This window comes from Hyphomonas sp., assembly GCF_018402285.1.
Lineage (GTDB): Bacteria > Pseudomonadota > Alphaproteobacteria > Caulobacterales > Hyphomonadaceae > Hyphomonas.
This window is the reverse complement of the sequence record NZ_JAGYJH010000004.1, coordinates 175,470-191,614: the sequence shown is the minus strand read 5'-3', so window position 1 is coordinate 191,614 and position 16,145 is coordinate 175,470. Positions and strand designations below refer to the sequence as shown.

Annotated in this window: 14 protein-coding genes and 1 tRNA gene; 5 read left to right on the top strand and 10 right to left on the bottom strand. The window is 61.0% G+C overall.

The window, feature by feature from the left end; translation table 11 throughout:
• Window positions 1–7 precede the first annotated feature (7 nt).
• A complete protein-coding gene (locus tag KG722_RS10675) occupies window positions 8–832 on the bottom strand; it encodes a PPK2 family polyphosphate kinase (RefSeq protein ID WP_213271768.1) in 825 nt (274 codons plus the stop codon).
• A gap of 76 nt (window positions 833–908) precedes the next feature.
• Window positions 909–1,526, bottom strand: coding sequence for a 30S ribosomal protein S4 (gene rpsD / locus KG722_RS10670; RefSeq protein ID WP_213271767.1), 618 nt, complete (start codon window positions 1,524–1,526; stop codon window positions 909–911).
• A gap of 175 nt (window positions 1,527–1,701) precedes the next feature.
• On the opposite strand from rpsD, the gene KG722_RS10665 reads away from it, so the two are divergent.
• Window positions 1,702–2,520: an SDR family oxidoreductase gene (locus KG722_RS10665; RefSeq protein ID WP_213271766.1), complete on the top strand. Its 819-nt coding sequence runs from the start codon at window positions 1,702–1,704 to the stop codon at window positions 2,518–2,520.
• A gap of 8 nt (window positions 2,521–2,528) precedes the next feature.
• Here the strand turns inward: KG722_RS10665 and KG722_RS10660 are convergent, their stop codons facing one another.
• Window positions 2,529–3,731: a CaiB/BaiF CoA-transferase family protein gene (locus tag KG722_RS10660; RefSeq protein ID WP_213271765.1), complete on the bottom strand. Its 1,203-nt coding sequence runs from the start codon at window positions 3,729–3,731 to the stop codon at window positions 2,529–2,531.
• 71 nt (window positions 3,732–3,802) lie between these two features.
• Window positions 3,803–4,678 carry a GGDEF domain-containing protein gene (locus tag KG722_RS10655; RefSeq protein ID WP_213271764.1) on the bottom strand — a complete coding sequence of 292 codons (876 nt, stop codon included), beginning with the start codon at window positions 4,676–4,678 and terminating at the stop codon, window positions 3,803–3,805.
• A gap of 486 nt (window positions 4,679–5,164) precedes the next feature.
• Between KG722_RS10655 and groES the strand changes: the two genes are divergently transcribed.
• From groES to KG722_RS10640, 3 genes are all read left to right on the top strand, one after another.
• Window positions 5,165–5,455 (top strand): co-chaperone GroES, encoded by a 291-nt coding sequence (gene groES / locus KG722_RS10650; RefSeq protein ID WP_213271763.1) that lies wholly within the window; start codon window positions 5,165–5,167, stop codon window positions 5,453–5,455.
• A gap of 57 nt (window positions 5,456–5,512) precedes the next feature.
• Window positions 5,513–7,159 carry a chaperonin GroEL gene (gene groL, locus KG722_RS10645; RefSeq protein WP_213271762.1) on the top strand — a complete coding sequence of 549 codons (1,647 nt, stop codon included), beginning with the start codon at window positions 5,513–5,515 and terminating at the stop codon, window positions 7,157–7,159.
• Window positions 7,160–7,296: 137 nt separating this feature from the next.
• Window positions 7,297–8,907 carry an acyl-CoA synthetase gene (locus tag KG722_RS10640; RefSeq protein WP_213271761.1) on the top strand — a complete coding sequence of 537 codons (1,611 nt, stop codon included), beginning with the start codon at window positions 7,297–7,299 and terminating at the stop codon, window positions 8,905–8,907.
• Window positions 8,908–8,922: 15 nt separating this feature from the next.
• On the opposite strand, the gene KG722_RS10635 is transcribed toward KG722_RS10640, so the two are convergent.
• The 5 genes from KG722_RS10635 to recJ form a co-directional block, all read right to left on the bottom strand.
• On the bottom strand, window positions 8,923–9,357 hold the full coding sequence (locus KG722_RS10635) for a PaaI family thioesterase (RefSeq protein WP_366910229.1): 435 nt from the start codon (window positions 9,355–9,357) through the stop codon (window positions 8,923–8,925).
• Complete coding sequence (locus KG722_RS10630; RefSeq protein ID WP_213271760.1) at window positions 9,350–9,805, bottom strand: DUF192 domain-containing protein; 456 nt, start codon at window positions 9,803–9,805, stop codon at window positions 9,350–9,352. Before KG722_RS10630 ends, KG722_RS10635 begins: the two co-directional genes overlap by 8 nt.
• 50 nt (window positions 9,806–9,855) lie before the next feature.
• Window positions 9,856–10,383, bottom strand: coding sequence for a cold shock protein (locus KG722_RS10625; protein WP_213271759.1), 528 nt, complete (start codon window positions 10,381–10,383; stop codon window positions 9,856–9,858).
• 124 nt (window positions 10,384–10,507) lie between these two features.
• A tRNA-Glu gene (locus KG722_RS10620) sits at window positions 10,508–10,582 on the bottom strand.
• A 78-nt stretch (window positions 10,583–10,660) separates the two neighbouring features.
• Window positions 10,661–12,454 carry a single-stranded-DNA-specific exonuclease RecJ gene (recJ, locus tag KG722_RS10615; protein ID WP_213271758.1) on the bottom strand — a complete coding sequence of 598 codons (1,794 nt, stop codon included), beginning with the start codon at window positions 12,452–12,454 and terminating at the stop codon, window positions 10,661–10,663.
• Window positions 12,455–12,604: 150 nt separating this feature from the next.
• On the opposite strand from recJ, the gene purB reads away from it, so the two are divergent.
• Complete coding sequence (purB, locus tag KG722_RS10610; protein ID WP_213271757.1) at window positions 12,605–13,903, top strand: adenylosuccinate lyase; 1,299 nt, start codon at window positions 12,605–12,607, stop codon at window positions 13,901–13,903.
• Window positions 13,904–13,985: 82 nt separating this feature from the next.
• On the opposite strand, the gene KG722_RS10605 is transcribed toward purB, so the two are convergent.
• On the bottom strand, window positions 13,986–16,013 hold the full coding sequence (locus KG722_RS10605; protein WP_300998423.1) for a prolyl oligopeptidase family serine peptidase: 2,028 nt from the start codon (window positions 16,011–16,013) through the stop codon (window positions 13,986–13,988).
• Window positions 16,014–16,145: the final 132 nt, after the last annotated feature.

Below are 16,145 nucleotides of genomic sequence, written 5' to 3'. Positions count from 1 at the left end.
CTGATCGTCAGATATCGAAGGATCCCGGATCATGTCCGGGATCCTTCCATTTGAGCGCCATGTCTTCCAGCGCCCCGCGGACAAGGCGCGCGATCATGGCGTTACGCCGCGTGCGGCTGTCTGCCGGGACAACATACCAGGGTGCATGCCGGGTCGAGCATCGGCCAACAGCGGCCTCATAGGCCTGCATGAATTCCGGCCAGAGCGAGCGGTCTTCGATATCACCCGGATTGAACTTCCACAGCTTGTGTTGCTCAACGAGGCGCTCCTTCAGGCGGACACCCTGCTCTTCATGGCCAATGTTGAGCATGCATTTGACGATGGTGTAGCCGTTCTCGGAAAGATGCTTCTCGAAAGCGTTGATCTGGTCATACCTTTTCTCGATCGCGTCAGGCGGGGCAAAGCCTCTCACCTTGGCGACCAGCACGTCTTCATAATGAGAGCGGTCAAAAATGCCGACATGTCCCCGGCGCGGCACGGCATTGTGGACACGCCAGAGATAGTCCCGCGCCATCTCCTCGCTGCTGGGTGCCTTGAACGCCTTTACTTCCATGCCGAGCGGCGTGGTCTCGGAGAAGACCGACTTGATCGTGCCTGACTTGCCGGCCGTATCCATCCCCTGCAGGACAACCAGCAGCGCGCGGCTGCCATCGGCGTAGAGCATGTCTTTAAGTGCGTTGATGGAGGCCGCGTCCTTCTTCAGGCTTGTCTCGGCTTCTTCCTTGTTGGCAAACAGGTCCCGGTCAGACGTTGGGCGCGCGTTGAGGTCAAAAGGCTTGCCGGGACGGGCGATCAGAGCCTTGCGGACAGCGGCGATGGTCGGAATGGCCAAGGAGAACTCCCCCGAAAATGAAAAGGCCGCGCCAGTCTGGCGCGGCCTTCCCGAAAGTTCAAGAAAAACAGGTGTCTTACGACGAGTAGAATTCGACGACCTGGGCCGGTTCCATCTTCACCGGATACGGCACGTCGGCCAGAGCCGGGACGCGCTTATAGGTGGCGGTCATCGCCTTGGGGTCGACTTCCACATAGTCCGGAATGTCACGTTCGGGGCTGCCAAGCGCTTCGAGCACGAGCGCCAGGTTGCGCGACTTCTCGCGGACCTGAACCACATCGCCCGGCTTCAGACGGGCTGAACCGATATTGCAGCGGCGGCCATTCACCATCACGTGACCGTGGTTGATGAACTGACGGGCTGCGAAGACGGTCGGCACGAACTTGGCGCGGTAAACGACGGCGTCGAGACGCGATTCCAGGAGACCGATGAGGTTCTCGGCAGAGTTGCCCTTCATGCGGGCTGCTTCGACATAGGTTTTCGCGAACTGCTTCTCGGTGATGTCGCCGTAGTATGCCTTCAGCTTCTGTTTCGCCATGAGCTGCATACCAAAGTCAGAGACCTTGTTGCGGCGGTTCTGGCCGTGCTGGCCCGGCTTGTAGTTGCGCTTGTTGAAGGGGGACTTGGCGCGGCCCCAGATGTTTTCACCGACGCGGCGGTCGATCTTGTATTTCGCACTGTGGCGACGAGACATATCAATGTCCTTCATTCTTCGACGCGGGCCGGCGGGCTGTTGCTCAAGCAAAGAGCCCACGATTACAACGGCGGCACCGCATCACCCCGTCATGAAGCGGCGGGTAAAACACCAATAATCCTCTCGCGTCAAGCACGGTGGCTGCTAGTGTCCTGCCCATCACAGGGAGGAATCAATGGCTTCAGTTAAGAGCAAGATCGCAATCGTTACCGGCGCTGCCAGCGGCATCGGGCGTTCCGCAGCGTTAATCCTGGCACGCGAGGGCGCGGCCGTCATGGTTACCGACATTGACGAGGCGGGCGCCAGAGCCGTGGCCGACCAGATCAACAAGGCGGGCGGCAAGGCCGCTGCAGCCCGGCAGGATGTCACGGACGAAGCGCTCTGGGACAGTGTGTTCGCTGATACCAAAGCCCTGCTCGGCGCCCCCTCCATCCTCGTCAACAATGCCGGGATCGCCATTGGCGGGGCCATCATGGACTATTCGCTGGCCGACTGGCGCAGGCAGATGGAGGTCAACACCGACAGCGTGTTCCTCGGAACGCGCGCGGCCATGCGCACCATGAAGGATTCCGGCGGCTCGATCGTGAACATCTCTTCTGTCGCCGGCCTGCGCGGCGCATCCGGGGCAAGCGCATACTGTGCCTCCAAGGGCGCCGTGCGCCTCTTCACCAAGGCTGCCGCAATGGAATGTGCCCAGCTCGGCCTGAAAATCCGGGTCAACTCGGTTCATCCGGGCATTATCGACACGCCGATCTGGCAGAAATCCCTCACGCGGATGACCGAGACAATGCAGAAGGAGCAATCGGCCGCTCTTACCGCCGCTCACGGCGGAAATGGCCTCGATCCCAACATCATCGCCGCCGGAAACACGCCGATGGGCCGCCCGGGGACACCCGATGAGGTGGCGGAACTGATCCTGTTCCTGGCCTCGGATGCGTCCAGCTACATCACCGGGCAGGAACATATCGTTGATGGCGGGCTGACCGCCAAATAGTCCCGGGCTTACACAATGCCGCTGGCACGCAGCTTCTCGACCTGCTCGGGCGTCAGGTCCAGGAGCTCGGTCAGAACTTCCTCTGTGTGCTGGCCGATGGCCTCCGGTCCCGCCCAGCGGATATGTCCCGGCGTGGCCGACAGTTTCGGAAACACATTCTGCTGACGCATGCCGGGCCAGCGTGCGCTGGGAACTTCGGTCAGCGAACCGCGCGCCGCATAATGGGGATCGCTCAGCATGTCCGCCGCACGGTAGACCTTGCCGACCGGCACACCGTGCTCGATCATGATCGCCTCGATGTCCCCGATGGTACGCAGGCAGGCCCATGCCTGGATCAGATCGTCGAGCTGCTGCTGGTTCCGGCCGCGGGCAACATGCGTCTTGTAGTCAGGGTCGTCTTTCAGGCCCGGCTGGCCAATGGCCACGCAAAGCCGGGTAAACACCGTGTCCTGATTGGCGGCGATGATCACCATCCCGTCCGTTCCCTCATAAATGTTGGACGGCGCAATGTTGGGCAGGATGGAGCCTGACCGTTCGCGGGTATAATTTTCAAACTGGTGCTCCGGGACGAGCGCCTCCATCACCGAGAGCACGGATTCATAGATTGACGCGTCGATCATCTGGCCTTCGCCCGTCTTCTCGCGGTGATGCAGCGCCGCGAGCGCGCCAAGGGCAGCATACACGCCCGCAAGGCTGTCACCCAGGGAGATGCCCGCCCGCGACGGACGCCGGTCAGCCTCTCCCATGACATAGCGCAGCCCGCCCATCGCTTCCCCGACCGAGGCATACCCGGCCCGCGTTGCGTAAGGCCCCGTCTGTCCGTATCCGGACACCCGGATCATGATGAGACGCGGATTGATCTTCTTCAGCTCCTCATAGCCAAGGCCCCATTTTTCCAATGTGCCCGGCCTGAAATTCTCCAGAAGGAAGTCGGCCTGCTCCACAAGTTTGCGGACGATGTCCTGGCCCCCGCTCTCGCGCAGATTGGCCGTGATACAGCGCTTTCCGCGCGCGACCACCGACCACCAGAGCGGATAGCCCTCCCGGCCCCAGTCGCGCAGCGGATCACCCTGCCCGGGCGGCTCCACCTTGATCACGTCTGCCCCCATGTCGGCAAAGATCTGCCCACAAAAGGGACCGGCAATCAGCTGACCGAGCTCAATGACCCGCAGATCGGTCAGCGGGCCTTTACGGGGTGGCGGTAATGACATGCAATGTCTCCGGCGGGCGGCTGCCAGTTTCCAATCAGGAAATCAGGACCGCGGCAAGCCGGGAGCAGGTCTTAGCTGGAAGCTGCCTTTCGGCCGGAAACACGCTCACCGTCATTGGCGGGCAGCGGCGCAGCCGCCACTTGCTGTCCGCGCGCTCCAAAACGGCGCCGGACGGGCAGCGACGTAACAATTGGCGCAGCATCCCCTTCCGGCACTTGATGGCACAGGACGTGGTTGCGGCCGGTGCGCTTGACGGCATAGAGCGCGCCATCGGCGCATTCTATGGCGGCATTGAGCGGCGTCTCCGGGCTCATCATGCACATCCCGAAGCTGGCTGTTACGGAAACCTCCTTGGTGCCGATCCTGACAATTGTTTGTTCGATCCGGCGGCGGAGTCGCTCGCAGACAAGCATCGCCTGCTCCTGGTCCACACAGCTCAGCAGAACAACAAACTCCTCCCCGCCCCAGCGGCCAAGGCGGTCAAACGGGCCCCGCAGTTCTGAATGCGCGATCGCAGCCACTTCCTTCAGGACGACATCCCCGCCCGTATGGCCATGCAGATCATTGACTTGCTTGAAGTGATCCAGGTCGATGAGCACGAGCGCTGCGCTCTGCCGGGTGCGGCGCATGCGCGAGCGTTCTTCTTCAGCGGCGTGGATGAAAAAGCGACGGTTGAGCAGGCCCGTCAGCGCATCTGTCCAGGCCATTTCCTCCAGACGGCGCTGATAGGCGCGCATGTGGAAATCATGAAGCGAGGCAATGATGGCTGTGGGCAATGCCACACAGGCAGAGACAAACAGGTTCAGACGGATATAAGCGCCAATGTCGGTAGGCAGACCCATCTTGTAGAACAGGAGAGAGACCGTGAACGAAAGGGACAGGGCCGTACACGCCACCAGCATGAAGAAATTTACAGCGCTCCAGGCGTCGCTGCGCGTGATTGTCATCGAACCGGCTCCTGCGGGCATTCAAGTCTGCGAACATATCGCAAGAGTTTTGACGTCGACCTTTTCTGCGACTGTCAGTTAACTGCCCGGCTTCAAGGAAAAATTTACCTTCCTGCGCGCGGCAAGCCTGCCAGCGCATCGGGCTGAGGGCCTTCAGATGAACAGATGCCCTGCAAAGTCAGGCGAACCGCCGATCACTCCCCCCAGGCCGGCCCGCGCGGCAACCCTTGTTGGGCGCGCAGGTCTCAAACTGCAATAATTTCAATAAACTGCAACTTTCAGGCATTCATCGGGGCTGTCTGCTGAGCGGGCGCAAAAAAACCTTCACGCAGAGACTGTTGACGCCAGCACCGGGAATCCCTATCTCCGGCGCATCGTTAGCAGTCGGCTCGGGCGAGTGCTAACGATGCGCGCCTTGAGCAGCGCAGGCGGCAGACCCGTCTATCTCACATCCCCGAGACAGCTTTGAACGAAGAGGCAGTCAAAATGAAACTTCGCCCCCTGCATGACCGCGTCGTCGTGCGCCGCGTGAAAGAAGAAGAAAAAACCAAAGGCGGGATCATCATTCCCGATAACGCCAAGGAAAAGCCGCAGGAAGGCATCGTTGTCGCTGTCGGCAACGGCGCCATTGGTGACGACAATGAGCGCGTTCCGCTCGACGTCAAAAAAGGCGATCGCGTCCTGTTCGGCAAATGGTCCGGCACCGAAGTAAAGATCGAAGGTGAAGACCTGCTGATCATGAAGGAAAGCGACATCATGGGCGTTCTGGACAAGTAAGTCCGGCCCTTTTTTTCCGCTTTCTGAACCCAAGATTCAAACCAAGAGGTAACTCACATGGCTGCAAAACAAGTTGTTTTCGGCGCCGAAGCACGCGAGCGGATGCTCCGCGGCGTCGACGTTCTCGCCAACGCAGTGAAAGTCACGCTCGGCCCCAAAGGCCGTAACGTGGTCATCGAAAAGTCCTTCGGCGCGCCGCGCACCACGAAGGACGGCGTCACGGTCGCAAAAGAGATCGAACTGGAAGACAAGTTCGAGAACATGGGCGCCCAGATGCTGCGCGAAGTGGCGTCAAAAGCCAACGACACCGCTGGCGACGGCACCACCACCGCAACGGTTCTGGCCCAGGCCATCGTGCGCGAAGGCATGAAGCGCGTCGCCGCCGGCATGAACCCGATGGACCTGAAGCGCGGCATCGACAAAGCCGTCGCCGAAGTCATCTCTGACCTCGCCCACCACTCCAAGAAGGTGAAGACGAACGAAGAGATCGCCCAGGTCGGCACCATCTCGGCCAACGGCGAGACCGAAATCGGCCAGATGATCGCTGAAGCCATGGCGAAGGTCGGCAATGAAGGCGTCATCACGGTTGAAGAAGCCAAGGCGCTCGAAACCGAACTCGATGTTGTCGAGGGCATGCAGTTCGACCGCGGCTATATCAGCCCATACTTCATCACCAATCCGGACAAGATGATCGTCGAACTCGAAGACGTCCTGATCCTGCTCCACGAGTCGAAGCTGTCGAGCCTCCAGCCGCTGCTCCCGATCCTGGAGTCGGTTGTCCAGTCGCAAAAGCCCCTCCTCATCATCGCGGAAGATGTTGATGGCGAAGCCCTTGCGACCCTCGTGGTCAACAAGCTGCGCGGCGGCCTGAAGATCGCCGCCGTGAAAGCGCCTGGCTTCGGCGATCGCCGCAAAGCCATGCTGCAGGACCTCGCAGTCCTCACCGGTGGCCAGGTCATCTCCGAAGACCTCGGCATCAAGCTTGAGAATGTCGGCATGGAAATGCTCGGCAAAGCCAAGCGCGTGTCGATCGACAAGGACAACACAACCATCGTTGACGGTGGCGGCAAGAAGAAAGAGATCGAAGCTCGCGTTTCGCAGATCCGCAAGCAGATCGACGACACCTCTTCCGACTATGATCGCGAGAAGCTCCAGGAGCGTCTGGCGAAACTGGCCGGCGGCGTGGCCGTTATCAAGGTTGGCGGCGCAACCGAAATCGAAGTGAAAGAGCGCAAGGACCGCGTCGACGACGCCCTGAACGCAACCCGCGCAGCTGTCGAAGAAGGCATTGTGCCGGGCGGCGGCGTCGCCCTGCTCCGTTCGTCCAAGCACATCGACGTAGTCGGTGCCAACGACGACGAAAAGGCCGGCATCGACATCGTCCGCAAGGCGCTCGAAGCTCCGATCCGTCAGATTGCCGAGAACGCAGGCGTCGAAGGCTCAGTGGTCGTCAACACGATCATCCACAACAAGTCGCGCTCCTACGGCTTCAACGCCCAGACGGAAGAGTATGGCGACCTGGTTGCCATGGGCGTCATCGACCCGGTGAAGGTTGTCCGTTCGGCTCTGCAGAACGCGGCTTCGGTAGCCAGCCTGCTGATCACGACGGAAGCCGGCATTGCCGAAGCGCCCAAGAAAGACTCCGGCGGCGGCGGCGGTGGCATGCCCGGCGGTATGGGCGGCATGGGCGGTATGGACTTCTAAGTCCGTCCCCCTCGCGACCCAGCAAAACCAAAGCAGCCCTCCGGATCGCTCCGGAGGGCTGTTTACTTTGGGTCACGATTGCAGGGGCGCCTCTGCCTCCTTAGCATCGCCGAAAAACAATGCTGCGGAGGAAACGGATGGACTGGAATTTCGGTGACATGCTCGATGCGGTGGGCGCCGCGCTCGGACCAGACGACCTGGCGCTCGCCCATGGAGAGCGCCGGATCTACTGGCCGGGCTTCACCGCCCGGACCAACCGCCTCGCCCGCGCCCTGCTGGCACACGGAATAGCGCGCGGCGACAAGGCTGGCTTCTACATGCGCAACCAGCCCGAATACATGGAGGCCATGGCGGCCTGCTTCAAAGCCAGCCTCTCGCCGGTCAACGTCAACTACCGCTATCTGGACGACGAACTCGTCTACATCATCGACAATTCGGACTCGACCGTCGTGTTCTTCGACTCCGAGTTCCTCGCCGAAGTCGAGCGCGTGCGCGCGCGCCTGCCCCGCGTCACAGCATGGGTCCAGATCGGCGGCGAGACGGTTGCTCCCTTTGCCCTTTGCTACGAGACCTTGGCCACAGCAGGAGACCCGTCACCGATAAAGGGCGAACGTTCGGGTGATGATATCTTCCTGCTCTACACTGGCGGAACCACCGGCCTGCCCAAAGGTGTCATGTGGACCCACGACATCTGGCGCGAAGCGAGCATGGAAGGCGTCCGTAAGCTGGGAGGGCCAGTGCCCGCGACGATGGAAGAGCATGTCCAGAACGCTGTCACGGTTGGCCGCTTTTCCCGGCAAGTGCCCGCCTGCCCTCTCATGCACGGCACGGGCTGGTTCACCGCCATGGGAGCCATGCTGAATGGCGGAGCGGTCGTCACGCTTTCGGAGAAAACCAGGTTCAGCCCTGAAAATCTCTGGGACACCGTCCATCAGAACGGGGTGACGTCCATGGCGATCGTCGGTGACGCCTTTGCCAAACCAATGCTGAAGACGCTTGATGAAAACCCCGGCCGCTGGAACCTGTCGAGCGTTCTGGCAATTATCTCTTCCGGGGTGATGTGGAGCTCGGAAGTCAAACAGGGCCTCCTCAAGCACATGCCCCAGGTCACCCTGAATGACAGCTTCGGCGCCTCTGAAGCCGTTGGCTTTGGCAGCTCCGTCACCACGGCCGATGGCGGCACACAGACTTCAAAGTTTGAAATCGGACCAAGCTGCAAGGTCTTCACCGAGGACGACCGCGAAGTTCTTCCCGGCAGCACGGAGCCAGGCTTCATCGCCCGTGGTGGCGCAGTTCCGCTCGGTTATTACAAGGACCCGGAGAAAACAGCCAAGACCTACAAGACGATCGGCGGCGTTCGCTATGCCATCCCCGGTGACTGGTGCACCGTCGAGAAGGACGGAACCATCACCCTGCTCGGGCGCGGATCGAACTGCATCAACACTGCGGGTGAAAAGGTCTATCCCGAAGAGGTCGAGGAAGCCCTGAAATCGCATGGCGCTGTCAGTGACGCCCTCGTTGTCGGCGTGCCCGACGACAAATGGGGTCAAGCTGTGACGGCTGTTGTTTCCGTGAGCAAGGATGTCTCGGAAGACGAACTGCGCGCTTACATCCAGACGAAGCTGGCCCGCTACAAGGCGCCCAAACGTATTCTGTTCAAGGACAATCTTGGCCGCGCGCCGAACGGCAAGGCGGACTACAAGTCCATCAAGGCCTTCGCGCTGAACGAGCTCGGCATCCCCGGCTGATCCTGCTGGTTCAGATCAATCGGCTTTGCGGCGGACAGTGCGGAAAACCGCGCTGGCCCGCGCGGCCAGGCCGCCGTCTTCCTTCACGATGTTCGCGCTGACATGAATGAAATCCCCGTCGATGGAAGACACTTCCGGGTGGGCTTCAATCCACTCGCCCTGGCGGGCGATCTCCATGAACTCGAGCGTCAGGCGTATGGTCACCGACATCTTGCCCGTCGCGCTCCAGACAGCCCAGGCCAGCGCGCTGTCGGCAAAGGCCGACATCATCCCGCCATGCAGGAAGCCCATGCCGTTGCAATGGCGGTCGAGAACCCAGAGGCCCGTGCGCATATCTCCCGCAGCAGCTGCGCGGTAGCTCGGGCCATTATGGATGGTAAACTTTCCGCGGGACGGCGTCAGCGCGAACCCTTCGCGCGGCAGAGGCTGCACCGTTTCGCTGTCAGCCACCGGTATTGCCAAAAATCGGATGGACGATTGTGGCGCCCGGCTCGATGCCAAGCTCCTTGGCGCGGCCACCCGGGATCTCAAGCACAGCGCGCACCGGCACGCCCGGACCAACAGACCGGAGCGACCCCGGCTGGGCATTGCGCGCAATCGCGATGACCTCGCCATTCTCGAGAATGAACAGCATATCCAGCGGGATCAGCGTATTCTTCATCCACATGCTGGCCTGACGGGTCACGCCGAAGTCAAACAGCATGCCCGCATCCGGTGCGAGTTCCTGTCGGAACATCAGGCCTTGCTGGATCTGCTCGGGCGTAGTTGCCATCTCGACGGTGAAGTCATGTGTCTCCTCACCTGCCTTCACGCTGAGCGGAGACGTTTCAAGCTGGGCGAAAGCGGCCTGCACGAGCAGGGCGGCGGCGAAAACGAAAGACAGGATGAAGCGCTTCATGGCGTTGGTTTACCGGGGCGTTTTGCACCCGGCAAGCGCCGAGCGCCGTTCTACCGGCGCGCCTTTACCGACGACACATGTTCGCCCTTGGCGCCGGCCTCGATGATCACCTCAATACGGGTGCCAGGCTCGATCTCCTCATAGCCCGCCTTGCGAAGGGCAACGGCATGGACGAACACATCCACATCCTGCCCGTCGCGCAGGACAAAGCCATAACCCCGTGCGCGGTTGAACCATTTAAGGGTCACGGTCTCATAATCAGGCCGGAGGCCCTTCTCCTGCGCGACGACAGCACGCGGTCGTTCCATCTCGATGATATGAACGGTCTGCCAGCCGCGCGCCTTGCGGACCGCGTCGCAGACAATCTTGGCGCCTTCATCCGCATAATGCTCGCCATATTCCCGCAGGCAGGAGATATGGAGCAGGACATCGCCGGTAAAATCTGAATCCGAACAGGATTCGGCAACAATGAAGCCGTAGCCCTTAGCACTGTCGAACCATTTTACACGGCCGATCACCCGCGCAGCAGGCTCGCTGGCGGGCGCTTCTGATTCGGTTCTGGCTGCAATCTTCGTCATCGACCCAAATTCCCCAGCAAGGAAACTTAGAGCCTGCCGGAACGCTTGTCACGCGATCTTAACCCATAAATCGGGCGTAAGGTAACATCGGCGTTAGGAAAGGAGCAATTTGGGGGAAGTCTGGTGGCAGTCCCTAGGGGAGTCGAACCCCTCTTTTCAGGTTGAAAACCTGACGTCCTAACCGATAGACGAAGGGACCGCACCGGCTTGAGACCCGGGCATATAGCGGGTGATTTCCGACCCTGCAACCCGTTTCAAGCGATGTTTCGCAGAAGATTCACAGCAAAGCTGCGTCGAGAATTTCCAGTTGCACGCGGCGGCGGCCATTCCACTGGTCAGACTTCAACCGGCCAGCAAGACCCACGCGCTGCCCGGTCCGCAACAAATCGCCCATCGGCTGGTCTGCAATTCGCCAGGCTATGCACTCTATGCGCCCGGTATTGTTTTCGGCCGTGAACCGCAGATGGTTCGCGCCGATGCGGCGCACGCCCGTCGGCATGACGTCCGTCATGGCAAACACCGGTTCAGGTGCGCCAGTGCCGAACGGCCCGAGCGCGGCGATCTGATCATAGAGTTCGCTTGTGGCGCTGCCCGGCGACAGGACCGCGTCGATGTGAAGGTCGAGCGCCGCGTCCCGCTCGGCCACAAATTCAGCCATGTGCGAGACCATCCAGTCATCAAAAGCGGCGATCTGGTGAGGCTCCAGGCTGAGCCCGCCGGCCATGGCGTGCCCGCCGCCGGAAAGGATCACGCCTTCGCGTGCCGCCGCCGAGATGGCATCGCCAAGATTTACGCCCGTTACAGAGCGGCCGGACCCTTTGGCAACAGGCCCCAGCCCCTCGCCCCAGCCTATGACGATAGCGGGCAGATGGAACCGGTCCTTGAGGCGCCCGGCCACGATGCCGATGACACCAGGATGCCAGCCCTCACCCGCGGCGATGATGATCCCCCGGTCCGGATTGGCCGCCAGGGCGCGCTCTGCCTGGGCGGTCGCCTCCTCCTGGATGGCGATTTCGACCGCCCGGCGCTCGTCATTGAGCGCATGCAGCCGTTCGGCCAGCGCGATCGCTTCGCCCCGGTCATCCGTCGCCAGCAGCTTCGCCGCCAGCCATGGGTCGCCGACCCGTCCCCCGGCATTCAGCCGCGGGCCCAGCAGGAAGGTCGCGTGATAGACACTGTCGATCTGGCCAATCCCGCTGACATCCGCCAGCGCGCGCAGGCCGACATTCTCGCCGCGTGACATGATCGCGAGACCCTGCCGCACGAACGCGCGGTTCACCCCCGTCAGCGGAGACATGTCGCAGAGCGTGCCCAAAGCGCAGAGATCAAGGTAAGGCAGGATGTCCGGCAGGCCGCCCTCCGGGGCAATGCTGCGCTGGCGGGCGAGCCGGTTCATGGCCGCGGCAAACACGAACACCACACCCGCTGCCGCAAGGTGCCCGTGACCGGACGTGCAGTCAGGGCGATTGGGGTTCACCAGCGCCGCTGTGTCAGGCAAGTGACCCGACATGAGGTGATGATCGATCACAACGACCGGCAGGTCGATCGCTCTGGCTTCATCGAGCGCGCGGACCGCCGCCGCGCCGCAATCGACCGTGATGACAAGGTCATAGCCCTGCGATTTAAGGAACCGGAACGCTTCGGGCGAAGGCCCGTAGCCTTCTTCAAGCCGGTCGGGAACATAAAGGCCGAGCTCCCGGCCCCAGGCGCGGAAATACCGCGCCAGAATGGCCGAGGATGTGCCCCCGTCAACATCGTAGTCTGCGAACACACAGACGCGCTTGCCCGCAAGGATTGCCTCCAGCACGATCCCGGCGGCCTTGTCCATGTCGGCAAAACTGCTCGGATCGGGGAACATCTCGCGCAAGGTGGGCGCAAGATAGCTCTGCGCCGTCTCCGGCAGGACGCCGCGGCCCGCCAGAAGCCGCGCAACAAGGTCGGAGCCCGAGGCCGCGGGCATCAACCGCCTCACAAGGGTTTCATCTACGTCTGCCAGCCGCCAGCGGCGCCCGCCCGCAGAGCGCCCCACGCCCAGAAAAGGCGATGCTTGAACTGCGGCGGGTTGAGACATGGCGCGGCCTTCAGGAGAATCAGTCCCACAGACTAAACCCAACCGCCCCTTGCGTGAAATCCATCGCTGCACAGGGGTAGCGAAATTGCGCCAACCGGCCTAGACGGCTGGGCAGACCAACAAGCCAAAAGCGACGAACGAGAGCGAACCATGATCCCCCGTTACACCCGCCCGGAAATGGCCGCCATCTGGACGCCGGAATCCCGCTTCCAGATCTGGCTCGACATCGAGACACTGGCTGCCGAGGCCATGGAAGAAATGGGCCAGATTCCAGAAGGCACAACGGCTGCCGTCCGCGAGCGGGCGAAGTTCGAGCCCGAGCGCATTGACGAGATCGAACGCGAAGTGAAGCATGACGTCATCGCCTTCCTCACAAACGTGGCCGAGCATGTCGGCGACGAAGCCCGCTTCCTGCACATGGGCATGACCTCTTCGGATGTCCTGGACACCTGCCTGAACGTTCAGCTGGTCCGCGCCGCTGATTTGATGCTCACCGGAATCGACCGCGTTCTGGCTGCCCTCGAAAAGCGCGCCCGCGAGTACAAGTTTACCCCCACCATCGGCCGCAGCCATGGCATCCATGCCGAACCGACCACCTTTGGCGTCAAGCTCGCCACCTTCCATGCCGAGTTCCAGCGCGCCCGCCAGCGCCTGCTGATCGCCAGGGAAGAAGTCGCCACCTGCGCCATCTCCGGCGCTGTCGGCACATTCGCTAATATCGACCCCAGGGTCGAAGAACACGTGGCGGCAAAGCTCGGCCTGACCATCGAGCCGGTCTCTACCCAGGTCATACCGCGCGACCGTCATGCGATGTACTTTGCCGTGCTGGGCGTCATCGCCTCGTCTGTCGAACGCCTGGCCACGGAAGTGCGCCATCTGCAGCGTACCGAAGTGCTGGAAGCAGAAGAGTTCTTCTCCGCCGGCCAGAAGGGCTCCTCCGCGATGCCGCACAAGCGAAATCCGGTGCTGACCGAGAACCTCACCGGCCTTGCCCGCCTCGTGCGTTCAGCCGTAACGCCAGCCCTGGAAAATGTTGCCCTCTGGCACGAGCGGGACATCTCCCACTCGTCTGTTGAACGCGGCATCGGCCCGGACGCGACCATCCACCTCGATTTTGCGCTGCATCGCCTTGCCGGAGTTGTCGAAAACCTCGTCGTTTATCCTGAAAACATGCTGGCCACGATCAATTCGATGGGCGGCCTGCACAATTCCCAGCGTATTTTGTTGGCCCTCGTCGAAAAAGGTGTCAGCCGCGAGGATGCCTATCGCCTGGTTCAGCGCAACGCCATGCGAACCTGGAGGAAGGAAGGCCCGCTGAACGAGCTCCTGAAGCAAGACACCGATGTTACAGCGCGGCTGACAGAAGCTGAAATTGATGGCCTGTTCGACCTCGAATACCACTTCAAGCATGTCGAAACGATTTTCGCCCGCGTGTTCGGCAACGCCTGAACGCCTCGCGCCAAACTGATCCTGAAACGAAAAAGGGCGGCCCCGGAGGCCGCCCTTTCCATTTTTTGTAACAGGTATTCTTTCAGAGGCCTCCTGGTCCGCAGTCATTCTTCAGGAACGACTCGATAGCCGAAAGCGACTTTCGATGATGGTCCGGCCACCAAGGAAGACTGTGAGGCATGTCGGCGATTTGCACCCACTCTGCTTTCACCTTGCGGCGTACCGCCTCGTAGAAATCCTTCCCATGGAAAATGGGGACACGCACATCCCGGTCACCATGGTAGACGAGGATCGGGATGTTCGCCTTATCCGCATTGGCGAGGGGGTCCATACCCTTAACAGTTTGCCCCTGAATCGCGCGCTGCAGCCGGTTATCACTCCAGTTGTTGCCAAGTTTGGCAAGGTTGGACACACCCGCCCCGGCAATCGCACACTGGAACGGACCGTCCGGACGCACGACGGCTGCCATGGCTGCGAAACCGCCATAAGAGTAGCCAAAGATGGCAATCCGGTCTGGTGCCGCAATACCTTCTGTTACCAGCCAGGCAGCGCCGTCATCCTTGTCGTCCTGCATCTTCAGGCCCCACTCCGCGTCGCCCTCAAGCCAGAGCTTGCGCCCGAAACCAGTGCTTCCACGATACTGCGGCTGAAGAACGGCATATCCGCGGGAAGCCAGGAACTGAGGCCAACCGGAGCTATCCCAGGCGCTGGTATCCCGCGACCAGGGGCCACCGTGCGGGAGAACGATTGCCGGCAGCGGCCCGTCTTCCTTCTTCCAGTTCTTTGGCAGGGTCAGGAAACCGGGAATCTCGAGACCATCGCGCGCCGTATACTTGACGAACTCTGTCTCGCGCAGGGATGCCGTGTCGATCCAGGGCTGCGAGGCACCGATCACCGCGACACGCGACTTGTCGACCAGCAGGTAATAGCTAGATGGATTGGCTGAACTCCAAGTCGAGAACAAAACCCGCGACATATCTTCGTTATATCCGAGAATGGAAACATTCAGCGATGGGAATGCTGCTGCGAGCCCCTCGTAAACACCGCCAACTTCCGGATCGACATAATAGCGTTCGCGAGCCGTCGGACCGCCAATCGAGAAGCCAACCAGGGCGTTGAAGTCAGCCTTGCGCTGGCTGAGAATCACGCCGGTGACGGAGAAACCGTCAACCTGGAAAAGCGGCTCGGAGTCGAACTCCTGACTACGAATATCATAGAGATAAACAGCTGCCTTGTCGGAGAACTTATCGGTGATGACATAATACTTGCCAGTAGCGTCATCCACACCTCCGACGTCAACCGAGAACCGATTGGAAGCCTTGGACGTCAGGCCGGTAGCCAGCTCCAGTGAACCCGAGGCCGGGTTCAGCAACTGGTATTCGATGTCATAATCACCCGAGCCATCGGGCTCGGCGCGCTGGGTCGCCAGAACCTCGCTGGTCCGCCCGTCCAACAGGACTGGTGCGCGATCTCCCTGACGGAAGAGCACAGTCTCGGCTTCTGTCTTGATATTGTAGCGGATGAAGCGGTTTGCCCCGTCCTGAAAACGGGAAATCAGGATGTGGTCATCGTCCAGGGGCAGAACCGAGCGGATGGAAGACGTTGATGCCTGGAGACGTTCACACTGCTCCATAGCCGCATTGACGCGCTTGGCGCTTGGCTTGCTGAACAGCTCTTTGAAGTCCTTCAGAGTTTTATCGGTACCGTAGGCTTTGTTGACGAACGTGCGCTCAGCGCCGACAGTGCGGCCTTCAAGACACCCAACCGTCGGACCTGTCCAGGCCTGCCGGCCGACAACCTGAACTATGCCGCCCTTAAGGGCGCGAGCCGACACAAGGCTCATACGGTCATTACCCGGGGTAATTGCCATTGGCGCAAGCGGCTTTGTTGTGTCAATGACACCGGAAATATCCCAGCTCGCAATGGCGGTGTCTTCGCCATTGCTGCCAGGTTTCCAGACGGTTCCGACAATGGTGTCTCCCTCCATCGACATCGAAAGGCCGGAGACTGCCGGGTATTTCGCTAAATCTTCTATTTCAACCGGCTTTGCCAACGCGCCTGCCGATAGCCCAAGGCAACCGGCGGCGAGGATAAATGATTTCAAATTCATTCGGGGCTCCTCAACTCCTATAATGAACTTTTGGAATGATACAGCCGCAAGTCAAGCTATGCGAGGCACCAGTCAGCGTCCGATCGTGTGCTGAAGGCATGGAATGCTGCCCGCCATTCCCGAGCGTAGCTT

Coding starts and splice junctions, on each gene's coding strand:
- rpsD (WP_213271767.1), bottom strand. CDS start 1,526: ATGTCTCGTCGCCACAGTGCGAAATACAAGATCGACCGCCGCGTCGGT.
- KG722_RS10665 (WP_213271766.1), top strand. CDS start 1,702: ATGGCTTCAGTTAAGAGCAAGATCGCAATCGTTACCGGCGCTGCCAGC.
- KG722_RS10660 (WP_213271765.1), bottom strand. CDS start 3,731: ATGTCATTACCGCCACCCCGTAAAGGCCCGCTGACCGATCTGCGGGTC.
- KG722_RS10655 (WP_213271764.1), bottom strand. CDS start 4,678: ATGACAATCACGCGCAGCGACGCCTGGAGCGCTGTAAATTTCTTCATG.
- groES (WP_213271763.1), top strand. CDS start 5,165: ATGAAACTTCGCCCCCTGCATGACCGCGTCGTCGTGCGCCGCGTGAAA.
- groL (WP_213271762.1), top strand. CDS start 5,513: ATGGCTGCAAAACAAGTTGTTTTCGGCGCCGAAGCACGCGAGCGGATG.
- KG722_RS10640 (WP_213271761.1), top strand. CDS start 7,297: ATGGACTGGAATTTCGGTGACATGCTCGATGCGGTGGGCGCCGCGCTC.
- KG722_RS10630 (WP_213271760.1), bottom strand. CDS start 9,805: ATGAAGCGCTTCATCCTGTCTTTCGTTTTCGCCGCCGCCCTGCTCGTG.
- KG722_RS10625 (WP_213271759.1), bottom strand. CDS start 10,383: ATGACGAAGATTGCAGCCAGAACCGAATCAGAAGCGCCCGCCAGCGAG.
- recJ (WP_213271758.1), bottom strand. CDS start 12,454: ATGTCTCAACCCGCCGCAGTTCAAGCATCGCCTTTTCTGGGCGTGGGG.
- purB (WP_213271757.1), top strand. CDS start 12,605: ATGATCCCCCGTTACACCCGCCCGGAAATGGCCGCCATCTGGACGCCG.
- KG722_RS10605 (WP_300998423.1), bottom strand. CDS start 16,013: ATGAATTTGAAATCATTTATCCTCGCCGCCGGTTGCCTTGGGCTATCG.